Below are 12,065 nucleotides of genomic sequence, written 5' to 3' on the forward strand. Positions count from 1 at the left end.
CGCGGCGCTGAAAGCGCGATTCGCTGAACGCGCAGTCCTATTCTCGAACCACAATCCCCAGCGTCTTCATCTTCCGATACAAATGACTGCGCTCCAGTCCCAATGACTCGGCCGCACGGCTCATGTTGCCGTGGCACTCGTCCACCTTCTTCAGGATGTACTCACGTTCATACGCTTCTCTGGCGTGCTGCAGCGTGCTGAAATCCTCGCTGCGTCGGCTGCTGGTGCGATGCACCAGCATGGGCAGATGGCGGCGCTCGATGCGGTTGGTCTGCGGGTTGAGGATGAGCACGCGCTCGAGAATATTCTTGAGCTCGCGCACGTTTCCCGGCCAGTGATATTGCTTGAGCAGGTCGAGCGCGTCGTCGCCGATCTCGATGCGCGGCCTGCCGTATTCGCGTCCAAAGCTACGCAGGAATTCGCGGGAGAGCGAAGGGATGTCCTCCTTGCGCTCGCGCAGGGGCGGCACGAAGAACGGAATCACGTTGAGGCGGTAGAAGAGATCTTCGCGGAAGTTGCCCTTGGCAATCTCCTCTTCCAGATTCTTATTGGTCGCCGCGATCACGCGCACGTCAACGCTGATGGGCTGAGTCGCGCCTACCGGCACGAAGCTCTGCTCGTCGAGGGCGCGCAGAACTTTGGCCTGAGTCTTCAGGCTCATGTCGCCGACCTCGTCGAGGAAGAGTGTTCCCCCATTGGCTCGCTCGAAGGTGCCACGCTTTTCGGCCGGCCCGCCGGGGATGGCGCTATTGCGGTAGCCGAAGAGCTCGCTCTCGATGAAGTCCTCGGGAATGGCCGCGCAGTTGAGCTCGATGAAGACTCGCTCCTTGCGCGCGCTTTCCGCGTGGATGGAGCGCGCGATAAGCTCCTTGCCGCAGCCGGATTCTCCGAAGATGAGCACGCGGCCGTTGGTGGGGGCCATGAGCTTGATCTGCTGGCGCAGCGCCTTCGCCGGGATGCTTTCGCCGGTGATGGTGGTTTCGAGAGCGAACTGGCGGCGGAATTCGAGGTTTTCGTTGCGCAGCCGGCGGGATTCGATGGCGTTCTTGACCACGATCAGCGTGCGCTCGAGCGAGAGCGGCTTCTCCAAAAAATCGAATGCCCCAAGCTTGGTGGCGCGCACCGCCGTCTCGATGGTGGCGTGGCCGGAGATGACGATGACCTCGGGCTTGTTCTCGGTTTCGAGCGAGCGCACATCGCTCAGCACATCGAGCCCGTCGCGATCCGGCAGCCAGATGTCGAGCAGCATGACGTCGTAAGTTGCGTCGCGCAGCAGAACAATAGCCTCGGCCCCGCTGGGGGTGCTCGAGACGGAGTAGCCTTCCTCGCGAAGGATCTCTTCGAGCGATTCGCGAATTTCGTTTTCGTCATCGACGACGAGGATATGGTTCATTCTTTGATTTCCGCTGGCTCTGCAAGGGTTTTACCCGACGCGCGCCCATCTGCTGAGTGACCGTTCGTCGCATGTCCGTTGCCCGTTTGTCCGTTGGTGGAGGCTCCATTTGCCCCGTTGCGGAGCGCCGGCTTCTCCGCGAGAGGCAGATCGGTGACACTTGATTCAGCAAACGGCAGCTCGATGATGAAGCGTGCCCCGGTGGGCGAGTTATTCTCGGCCCGGATCGCTCCGTGGTGCTCCTGAATGATCTTTGCTGCGATAGCCAGCCCCAGGCCGCTGCCCCGCTGCTTGGTCGAGAAGTATGGCAGAAAGAGGCGCTCGCGGGTTTCGTCGGTAAGCCCGTGGCCGGTATCGGCCAGCACCAGCTCGGCCATGCCGTGGCTCTCGTTGAGACAGGTCTGGATGGAGAGCACGCGCAGCAGGCTGTCCTGCATGGCCTCGGCGGCGTTGTCGATCAGGTTGGCAAGAGCGCGCTGCAGAGACTGCGCGTCGACCATCACCAGGGGCAGAGCGCGATCGAGGCGCTGCTCGATGCGGATCTTGTCCAGCCGCCCATGAAAGAGCGCGACCGTGCCTTCGACGATAAGGTTCAGGTCGTCAGGCTTGGGCTGTGCGGCGGGAAATTCAGCTAGCACCGCAAACTGATCGACCAGGACGCGCATGGACTCAACCGAGGAAAGAATCACATCGCTGCATTTGCGGATGACCGCGTCCGACTCGGGCCGAGGAAGATCCATGTGGCGGCGAATGCGCTCGGCAGAGAGAGCAATCGGCGTGAGAGGGTTCTTGATCTCGTGGGCCACGCGCTGCGCGACCTGCTTCCAGGCCAGCTGGCGCTGGGCGCGGAGGAAATCTGTCACATCTTCAGTTACGAGTATGGAGCCGCGCCGGCTGCCCCCGAGATCAAGTACAGCGATGGTCATGGTGAGGCTGAGCGCACCCGCCTGTCCGGGCATTTCGTATTCTGATGCGGCGATGCCCATGCGCTGGGCGCGGCGTTCGAGCAGGGCAATCTCGGATGCCAATTCCGCCGGAAGAACCGCAGCCAGGGGCGTTCCGCTGAGGTCGCCCGCGGAGTTCGGCGCGAAGAGGTCGAGGAAGGCCCGGTTGGCCTGGACGATAGAGCGATTAGCGTCGAGGGTGACAACGCCGCTGGGGATGGTTTCGAGGATGATCTCCAGCTGTTTGCGGCGGCTCTCCAGCGTGATGTTGGCTGCGGAAAGCTGGGTGGCCGAGGTCTCGGCCAGGGTGCGGCTTTGCTCGAGATCGGCGGCCATGTGATTGAAGGAGCGGATAAGCTCGCCTAGCTCTTCGGTGGCCGATACAGTGATGCGCTTGCCGTATTCGCCCTCGGCAATCTCATTCATGGCGTCGGCCAGGGCTTCGACCGGACGGGTAATCTGCTTCGAGAGATAGAGCGCCAGCCAACTGCTGGCGAAGAAGATGAGCGCGGTCAGCATCAGCAGCAGCAGCAGGTAAGTGCTGCGGATGCTTCTCCGCTGCCGGTAGATGGACCAGTACTCGTCGGCCCCTTTGCGGATCTGAATCACGGTGGAGTCGAGGCCGGCGGGCATGGGCAATCCCACGACGACCATTCCTCCATCAGCCAGTGTGGCGTCGCCCAATGCGAATTCGCTGTTGCCGATGGTAAGGATCGGCTCGTCGGTGCGCTGCGCGGCTTTCAGAACCGTGGTGTCCAAAGGTTCCGGCCCTGGAGGATCACCCGAGGTGTCGTCGTTGAGCCAGGAGTGGACCCTCACCGGGCGCGTGTTTTGCGGCGCTTCGTAGCTCGCGACCGCTGCCCGGTCCCGGTAGACGATGGCGAAGCCACCCTGCAGGGTGATGCGATGGGTGCGAATTTCGTCGACCAGCGCGGTGGGATTCGAAGCCTCGTACGCGGCGGTGAAACTCTGAGAACGGGCCAGCGATTCGGCCTCCGAACGGGCGTTCAGGCTAACGTACTGGGCCAGTTCCAGCGCAATGCGCGTGGAGTTCTCCCGCAACTCGGCCACCGGCTGCGAAAACCAGCGATCAATGGAGCGGTTGAGCAGCAAGAAGCTGAAAGCAAACATGAAGAGTGCGGGCGCGAAGGAGATCAACAGCGCGCCGAGGATCATGCGCGTACGCAGACGCGAGCCGAGAACGCGGCTGCGCTGGTCGGCGAGCAGCTTCAGGATGTTGCGCAGCAGCAGGATCAGCAGCGTGACGAAGAGCAGAAAGATGAGCGTCGAGAGCGCGCTGAAAAGCAGGATCTGAACGGTGGAACTGGGGTGCAGGAAGCCCAGTTTAAAAGCGTTAAGGCCGCTCAGCAGCAGCACCAGGAGGAAAGTGGCGGAGGCCAGCGCCACGATAGTTGCCCGGCGGTGTTTGGAATCACCCAATCAATACTCCCTGACGAACGATTATAGGCTGCCGAAAAGGGGCCTTCCCGGAAAGGAATTTAAGTTGCCTTGCTGCCATAAGCCCAGAATGTGGCATCATAAGTCCCGTCATGAATATCAAGCGCGCTTCGCGGTCATTCCTCCCTTTCGCCCTGGCAGGTCTGCTGCTTGCCGGTGGTTGCAAGAAACAAAGCCAGCAGGCCACCAGCGAAAATCCAGCACCGGCGCCGGCTTCCGCCGATCAGACGGCGGCGTCGCCTGCTCCGGTGTCGCCCACCACGGGCGCCCCCGTTTCTCCGGCTCCCGTTACTCCTGCTCCGGCGCCAGCTGCAGCAGCGCCTGCGCCTGCTCCAGCGGCCGGCCCAGCGATGACTGCCGGCCCAGCCATGACCGCGGCAGCTCCTGCCCCGCCTCCACCGCTGGTGATTCCGGCGGGAACGCATATCGCCGTAACCCTGAGGCAGGCGGTGGGATCGAAGATCAGTCAGCCTGGAGACACCTTTACCGCGTCCGTGGCTTCTCCTGTGAGGGTTGGCGGCGTGACCGTCATCCGCGCCGGCTCAACTGCCTCCGGAACAGTGGTGGATGCCAAGGCGCTGGGCCACTTCAAGGGCGGCGCGGTGCTGTCTTTGCGATTGGATACGGTGCGCGCGCAAGGGGCCTCCTACCCGGTGGCTTCGAGCACGATCGAGCGTGTGGAGCAGGGTAAAGGCAAGCGCACCGCCGGGTTCGTCGGCGGAGGAGCGGGGCTAGGCGCGATCATCGGCGGATTGGCTGGCGGCGGCAAAGGCGCGCTGATCGGCGGTCTCGCCGGCGCCGGAGCCGGTACAGCGGGCGCCGGCCTCACGGGCAAAAAAGACATCGTAATTCCAGCCGAGACCACCTTGACCTTCCGGCTGGAAAGGTCCGTCCACGTTAGCCAGTAAGAATTTTTCCGACTGAAAGGGCGTGGCTGCGGCCACGCCTCTTTCTCTGGAAGCAACAGCTCTTAAGAAAGGTACGATGCCACCATCTCGGCTGCGCTGGTCTACCGTCCCTCTCTTGTTGGTTCACATTTCAGTCCCCGGCGCTCATGCCTGGAGCGATGACTTTCTCCACCAATATGCGGGAACCCCTTTCCACGACAGCCGCTATTCGGGCGGAGCCCAAAAAATTCCGGGCCGGGTGCAGTGCGCCTACTATGACTTCGGCGGGGAGGGTGTGGCCTATCACGACACCACGCCAAAAAATTTGGGTAGCGGCGGGCTGAATCCGGCCGATGGGACCTATCTCAACGAATTTCGGATTGCCGAAGCCGTGGACATTTCGTACACAAAATTTCATCACCCGACCGCCATCGACGATACGCAGTACGATCTGGCGACGCCGCCGGAAAACCAGCTCTATGTCGGCTGGACCGAGCCTGGCGAGTGGTTCAACGTCACCGTGCAGGTGGAAAAAACCGGCAGCTACAGCGCCGACCTGCTTTACACCTCAAATAGAGGCGGGACAATATCACTCGACGTGAATGGCCAGCCTGCGACGGGGCCACTCGCGATCCAGTCGACGGCCACAGACGCCGATCCGGTGGCGTGGCGGCAGTGGCACCATTGGAACATCGCGCCAAATCTCGCGCAGCTTCACCTGCGCAAGGGAAAGAATGTCCTGACCGTCCACATTCTCACCGAGGGGAACATGAACCTCGCCTACTTCGACTTCCAGCCGTCGCCTTAAGCTAACAGCTCGCGGACCGGCGTCCAGGGCTTCTTCTGCGACGTGGCCACGGGCTCGCAGGTGAGCGTGCCGAGATAGGTGTTGACGCCGTCGCGAATGCCGTCATCGTGGAGGATGGCGTCTTTCGCGCCTTTGCTGGCCAATTTGAGGACATAGGGGAAGGTCGCGTTGGTCAGCGCCAGCGTCGACGTGTTGGGCACCGCTGCAGGCATGTTGGTCACGCAGTAGTGTACGACGCCGTTTACCTCGTAGGCCGGATCGCTATGCGTGGTGGGGCGAGCCGTCTCGATGCAGCCTCCCTGGTCGATGGCGACATCGACGATGACCGCGCCCTTCTTCATCCTGCCGACCATCTCTCTGGTCACGATCTTCGGCGCGGCTGCGCCCGGGATAAGCACGCCTCCAATCACCAGATCGGCCTCCTGGGTGGCGCGCGAGAGATTATAAGAATTTGAGGCCAGGGTGAAGAGCTTGCCGTTGAAGATGTCGTCGAGCTCGCGCAGGCGGTTGAGATTCAGATCGACGATGGTGACCTTGGCGCCCATGCCCACGGCGATCTTCGCGGCATTGGTTCCGACGATGCCGCCTCCGATGATGCAGACGTTCGCGGGAGGAACTCCAGGAACGCCGCCCAGCAGCACGCCGCGGCCTCCCTTTTCCTTTTCCAGATAGGCTGCGCCAACCTGGACGGACATACGGCCGGCAACCTCAGACATCGGCGTAAGCAGAGGTAGAGTCCCGGCGCGGTCGCGGATGGTCTCGTAAGCAATGCCGGTGACTTTTTTGCTCAGCAGCTTCTCGGTGAGATCGGGGATGGGCGCGAGGTGCAGATAAGTGAAGAGAACCAGTCCGTCGCGGAAATGCTGATATTCCTTCTCGACCGGCTCCTTGACCTTGACGATCATCTCGGCCAGACCCCAGACATTGTGGGCCGAGCCAACGATCTCTGCTCCTGCGGACTGATATTCGTCATCGGGAAAGGCGGAGAGTTCGCCGGCGTGGGTCTCGACCAGGACCTTGTGCCCGGCTTCAGAGAGCGATTTGACTCCGGCCGGCGTGATGCCGACCCGGCTCTCGTGGTCTTTGACTTCCTTGGGTACTCCGATGATCATCTGCCGTCCCCTTTTCGAGCGAACTTTTTATCCTACCGGACTCCGCGTCCAGCGGCACACGCCTTTGGCGCAAAAGCTGTCGGCGATTGTTACCGTTTCGCGAAAATCGGGTGAGGGCGGGACAGCGTGCTGCCTAAACGTATTCGCGTTCGGCGCGGCGGATCTCTTTGTACCGGGTAAAGGCCTGGCGCTCGTCTTCGAGACCGAGGAAGGTGCGGAGGGTAGCTCCGCGGTAGGTGTGGGCGGCCATCCTTCCGGCGTTGCGCAGGACGAACCAGGGATCATGGCGGAAGACAGCGGGGATGTGGCGGGTCTTCATGCCGCGCTCGGCCTTCCAGCGCAGATATTCGATCTCGTCGGCGGAGAGGTTTTCGTTGCGCACCACCGGCGTGGTTCCGTCGTACTCTTCCAGGCGCTCGTTCTCGATAAGGCCGAGCTTGCGAAACTCCTCAGTCATCGGCGTCTTGGGATACGGAGTGGGGTGCTGGATATAGGGCCAGTCCACATACTGGCGGGCGAACGCAAGATTGGCCTCGATGGATTCGGCGGTGTCGTTGGGGCTGCCGACGATCAGGCCTCCCACAACGAACATCTGGTTCTGGTGCAGATACTCGATGGCCTGCAGCGTGGCGTTGCCGATGTTCTTGCCTCCGGCACGGGCGGTGTTCTTGGCCGAGGCCTGCAGAAGCTGGAGATCGCTTTCGAGGATGTTTTCTATGCCCAGGAATACGTAGCGAAAACCTGCCTGACGCATCAGCGGCGCAAGCGTCTCTCCGTGATTAGCGATGGCTGAAGTCATGCCCTGCACAAAATAATCGAGGGTGTTCAGGCCGGCATCGATGATGGCATGGCAGAGGGCCTCGAAGCGGCGAACATTCAAGGTGATATTGTCGTCGACCAGGAAGATGGTTCGGGCGCCGTGCTTCTTAGCGTCGCGGATATCATCGAGGACGCGATCGAAGGAATAGGCGAAGAAGTTGCGGCCGCGCATCTCGATGATCGAGCAGAAGCTGCAATCGTAGGTACAGCCGCGCGAGGTCTCGATGACGTCGACCTGCCGCCCCAGCAGCGTGTAGCCCTCGAGGATGCGGGCGCTGCGCTTGGGCAGCTTGATGTCGTTATCTTCCAGGCGGTGCGGAGCACGCTGCGGATTGTGAACCCACCTGTTCTCGCCAGGATCGCCCGGCTCGCGATGCGACAGGCCGGCGATGAAGTGCAGGCTGCCCCGGCCTTCCAGTGCGCGAGTCAATTCGCGAAAGGTCACTTCGCCTTCGCCGCGCACAATGAAGTCGACCGGCATGTTGAGATAGGCTTCGGAATCGAGGCTGGGGTCGTAACCTCCGACAACGATTTTTATGCCCGGCTTCATCGCGCGGATGAGATACATGAGGCGCTCGGCGGTGCGGCGCTGGAAGGTCATCACCGACATACCGACCAGGTCGGGATCGAGATCGCGGATCAGTTCAGTAACCTTCGCCTTTACGTCGCGCTGACAAAGGATGAGGTCGGCGACTGAGACGTCATGATGCTCGTCGAGATTGCCGGCCAGCGAGGTGAGGGCTCCGTTGGGCATGCGGATCGCCACCGTGGGCATGTGCTCAAAAGAGTCGGGCATGGAGAGCAAAAGGATCTTCATCGGGCCTCATTGCGCAGAACTCGGGAAGATTAGCTACATTCCGTGCAGCCTTACGGCACCCATATTACAGGCCACGCGGCTCAACCTAGACCGCCCGCCATCTTTCACAATGGGGCCAATATAGATAGGACGGGCAAAATGCCGGTTTAGCCGCGCTTGCCCGTTACGCGGCCTTGATCACGGCGAAATCCTGCGTCTCTTTGCTGCGATCTTCGATGCCAAGCAAATTGAGGATGGGGGTGGTGATCATAGTGGTTACCAGGGCCATCACCACCAGCATGGTGAAGAGCGTGGGTGAGAAGACGTGCGCGTTATAGGCGATATTCAGCACTACCAATTCGACCAGGCCACGGGTGTTGAGCAGGGCTCCGAGCGCCGCGGCGTTGCGCCATGACTGGCCGGTCCAGCGCGCCGCCAGCACTGCGCCGCCCATCTTGCCCGCGACGGCTACCAGAAAAACGATGCCGGTCCAGAGCCAGATGCGCCCCCCGCTGAGAAGGTCGAGACGGGTGCGCATGCCGGTCAGTGCAAAGAATAGCGGCAGCAGAAGAACGGAAACGATCGTGTCCAGGCGAGTGCGAACCGCGGCCTGCCAATCCGGGATACGCGGGAAGCAGACGCCGGCGAGGAAGGCTCCGAAGAGCGGATGCACGCCGATCGCCTCGGTCATCGCGGCGGAGGCGAGCACAACGGCAATAACGAGTCCGAAAAGCTCGTAGGAAAGGGCGACGCTGTCCTGGCGCTTGACCAGCCACGCTCCGAGCGGCCGGACCACCCCGAGCATGACAGCGAGATATCCGGCCAGCCACACCAGCCGCCAGCCGAGCGGCGTGGAGCTGCCTGCGTTCGGCAGAAGCGTGAGGGCAATGGCCAGCAGCGACCACGCACAGACGTCGTCGACCGCGGCGCACATCAGTGCCGTGGCGCCGAGCGGCGTTGACTGCATCTTGCGCTCTTCCAGGATGCGGGCCAGCACCGGGAAGGCGGTGATGCTCATCGAGATACCAAGAAAGAGTACAAACGGCAGGCTGCCGATGCCATGCGGTGCGAAGCGGATGCGCAGAGAATGGGCCACAACCGCCGCCATGATGAACGGAAAGAGAATACTCATCCCGCTGGCCAGCGTGGCCGTCGCTTTCTGCTTGCGCAGATGGTCGTAATCGAGCTCGCTGCCGATTAAGAAAAGAAAAAGGATGAGGCCGATAGTGCTGAGAACTTCGAATGATCCTAAAGAGCTGGGCGGAAAGAGGACGCTTGAGGCGTGAGGTGCGAGGCGGCCGAAGACCGAGGGGCCGAGGAAGATGCCGCCGATGATTTCTCCGATAACACGCGACTGGCCCAGCTTGCGGGCAAGCCATCCGCAGAAGAGCGCGGTGAGCAGGACCGCAGTCATCTGGATGAGTAGCAGGGTCATGGGGGCTCCAGGAGTATTGAGTTCTACCTTGGATGCACTTTCAGGTCAGTAGCCGGTGAAGCGGGAATTTCTGGCGGCTAACCTGTCTTTCATTTTATTCGCCATGCGTTCAGGGCTGGCTTCGAAAAGTGGCCACACCCGTCAGGCGTTCTCAGTCAGCAGACTGGATGCCTGTACCAAGAGAGCAGGTATCTTCTGTCGGACCACATCCCATACGATCCGATCATCTACTTCAGCATACGCATGAATCAGAATATTTCGAAAGGCGATGATGCGCTGGTGTTCGTTGAGCCGGGAAGCAAAGACTGCGTCGAGCTTGGCGAGCTGAGATAGCGCCTCCCCGATAATTGTCAACGCTCTCTCGACCGCGAGCCGCAGCATAGCATCTTGTTGATAGTCAGTAAATTCCTTGTTTGCGGTGAAGAGTACGACGAGCTCAGCAGCGTGCTGAATATCGTATAGATATTTCTTAACTTCAAGCCGCATAGAGAGGGCTTTGGCTCCGCTGGACGCTTTCGCGGAAATAAGGATTTTTGATTGCTGACTCTACCACCAGGTCCACTCGTCGCTGAAAAAGCCGCTCCAATCCTTCCAGAAGGCCAAAATATGCCTCGGCGTAGGAATCGCTGGCAAGAGGCTGAAACTCCACGAGGAAATCGAGATCGCTGTGTTGCGCGTCGAAGTCCTCGCGGAGAGCCGAACCGAAGATCGACAGCCTTTGCACGCGATACTGCCGGCACAAAGTCAGAAGTTCAGTTTTTTTCTGCGCCACATGTGCGTTCAAAGCGTCCTCCACGTGAGTGAAAGAATAGCAACCCGGATCTGTGTCTGCGAAAAGGAATCAGCTTACTCGCCGGTATCGATCTGCGCCCGCTGCAGCTTGTCCGAATAGTCGATATAGAGGGATTTCCAGGTGGTGTAGAAATCCAATGCACCTGTCCCGCCTTCGCGGTGTCCGTTACCTGTCTGCTTGACCCCTCCAAAGGGCAGGTGGACCTCGGCTCCAATCGTCGGCGCATTAATGTAGGTGATGCCCGCCTCCAGATCGCGCATGGCCTGGAAGGCTTTGTTTACATCGCGTGAATAAAGGGCGGTCGAAAGGCCGTACTGAATGCCGTTGGCCACTTCGAGCGACTCCTCGAAGCTGTCGACTTCGATCAGGCTGACGACCGGGCCGAAGACCTCTTCCTGGGCGATGCGCATCTTCGGCTTCACTGCGCCAAAGACGGTGGGCGCGAAGAAGTGGCCCTTGTCGTAGACGCCGTCTTCGAGAACACTGCCCCCGGTGAGCAGATGCGCCCCTTCTTTCTGAGCGATCTCCGTATAGCGAATGCTGGTTTCGATCTGCTGCTGGTTCACCTGCGGACCCATCTGGGTATGCTCGTCGAGGCCGTCGCCTACCTTGAGGGCATCGGCGCGCGCCACAAGCTTCTTGGTGAATTCGGCAGCGATTTTTTGGTGCACGATGATGCGGCTAGTCGCGGTGCAGCGCTGGCCGGTGGTGCCGAAAGCTCCCCACAGCGCGCCTTCGACGGCCAGGTCGAGGTTGGCATCGTCGAGGACGATCATGGCGTTCTTGCCGCCCATCTCCAGCGAACAGGGCTTGAAGTTGGCCGCGGCGGTCTGGCCGACGATGCGGCCGACCTCGCTCGATCCCGTAAACGATACAGCGCGAACCCCGGGATGGCTGACGATAGGCGCACCCGCGTCGGGGCCGAAGCCGGTGACGACGTTGACCACTCCTGCAGGCAGCCCTGCTTCGATCAGGCACTCGACCAGGTTGTAGGTCGACAGCGGAGTATCCTCCGCCGGCTTGATCACGCACGTATTGCCGCAGACCAGCGCGGGAAAAAGCTTCCACGAGGGGATGGCCATGGGGAAGTTCCACGGGGCGATCATGCCGACGACACCCACTGGCATGCGCACGGACATGGCGAACTTCGACTTCAGCTCGGATGGAGTGGTCTGGCCGAAGAGGCGGCGGCCTTCGCCGGCCATGTAATAGGCGGTGTCGATGGCCTCCTGCACGTCGCCGCGCGTTTCGCTCAACACCTTGCCCATCTCGCGGGTCATGTCGCGGGCATACTGCTCCTTACGCTGGGTGAGCAGCTCTCCCGTCCGGTAAAGGATCTCCGCCCGCTTGGGCGCAGGAGTAAGACGCCAGGATTTCCAGGCTTGCTCCGCTGCATTGACCGCGTCGTCGATGTCTTTGGCGGCGGAAGACTGGAACTCGCCGACGATGTCGTCGGAGTTGGCGGGATTCATGTTGAGAAAGGTCTTGCCGGTGTGGCTGGCGACGGAATGGCCGCCGATGAGGTTCTTGTAAAGCTTGTGGGACACGTGAGTCTCCTTAGGCGAAGCTTCAGGATAGCCGATTGGGCCGGCAGCAGTCGCTTAACGGCAGAAGTGGCTG

Annotated in this window: 10 protein-coding genes; 2 read left to right on the top strand and 8 right to left on the bottom strand. The window is 61.0% G+C overall.

Going from position 1 to position 12,065, the window contains the following annotated elements:
* Positions 1-37: 37 nt before the first annotated feature.
* Positions 38-1,393: a sigma-54-dependent transcriptional regulator gene (locus XX99_RS19510; RefSeq protein WP_050061024.1), complete on the bottom strand. Its 1,356-nt coding sequence runs from the start codon at positions 1,391-1,393 to the stop codon at positions 38-40.
* Positions 1,390-3,777, bottom strand: coding sequence for a HAMP domain-containing histidine kinase (locus XX99_RS19515; RefSeq protein ID WP_050061025.1), 2,388 nt, complete (start codon positions 3,775-3,777; stop codon positions 1,390-1,392). The genes XX99_RS19510 and XX99_RS19515 overlap by 4 nt, the downstream gene beginning before the upstream one ends.
* A 110-nt stretch (positions 3,778-3,887) precedes the next feature.
* On the opposite strand from XX99_RS19515, the gene XX99_RS27800 reads away from it, so the two are divergent.
* Together XX99_RS27800 and XX99_RS19525 are read left to right on the top strand one after the other, a co-directional pair.
* A complete protein-coding gene (locus XX99_RS27800; protein ID WP_050061026.1) occupies positions 3,888-4,703 on the top strand; it encodes a hypothetical protein in 816 nt (271 codons plus the stop codon).
* Positions 4,704-4,779: 76 nt separating this feature from the next.
* On the top strand, positions 4,780-5,490 hold the full coding sequence (locus XX99_RS19525) for a carbohydrate-binding protein (protein WP_082125762.1): 711 nt from the start codon (positions 4,780-4,782) through the stop codon (positions 5,488-5,490).
* Here XX99_RS19525 and ald read toward each other — a convergent pair.
* From ald to XX99_RS19555, 6 genes are all read right to left on the bottom strand, one after another.
* Entirely contained in the window at positions 5,487-6,602 is a 1,116-nt protein-coding gene (gene ald / locus XX99_RS19530; protein WP_050061027.1) for an alanine dehydrogenase, read from the bottom strand. The two genes, XX99_RS19525 and ald, sit on opposite strands and share 4 nt — an antisense overlap.
* A 133-nt stretch (positions 6,603-6,735) precedes the next feature.
* Positions 6,736-8,238: a B12-binding domain-containing radical SAM protein gene (locus tag XX99_RS19535; protein WP_050061028.1), complete on the bottom strand. Its 1,503-nt coding sequence runs from the start codon at positions 8,236-8,238 to the stop codon at positions 6,736-6,738.
* Positions 8,239-8,401: 163 nt separating this feature from the next.
* Positions 8,402-9,652, bottom strand: coding sequence for a cation:proton antiporter domain-containing protein (locus XX99_RS19540; RefSeq protein WP_050061029.1), 1,251 nt, complete (start codon positions 9,650-9,652; stop codon positions 8,402-8,404).
* 141 nt (positions 9,653-9,793) lie between these two features.
* Complete coding sequence (locus tag XX99_RS19545) at positions 9,794-10,138, bottom strand: HepT-like ribonuclease domain-containing protein (RefSeq protein ID WP_050061030.1); 345 nt, start codon at positions 10,136-10,138, stop codon at positions 9,794-9,796.
* On the bottom strand, positions 10,128-10,436 hold the full coding sequence (locus tag XX99_RS19550; RefSeq protein WP_050061031.1) for a nucleotidyltransferase family protein: 309 nt from the start codon (positions 10,434-10,436) through the stop codon (positions 10,128-10,130). The genes XX99_RS19545 and XX99_RS19550 overlap by 11 nt, the downstream gene beginning before the upstream one ends.
* A gap of 62 nt (positions 10,437-10,498) precedes the next feature.
* A complete protein-coding gene (locus tag XX99_RS19555) occupies positions 10,499-11,992 on the bottom strand; it encodes an aldehyde dehydrogenase family protein (RefSeq protein WP_050061032.1) in 1,494 nt (497 codons plus the stop codon).
* Positions 11,993-12,065: the final 73 nt, after the last annotated feature.

The sequence above is a fragment of the Silvibacterium bohemicum genome, from assembly GCF_001006305.1.
Taxonomy (GTDB): domain Bacteria; phylum Acidobacteriota; class Terriglobia; order Terriglobales; family Acidobacteriaceae; genus Silvibacterium; species Silvibacterium bohemicum.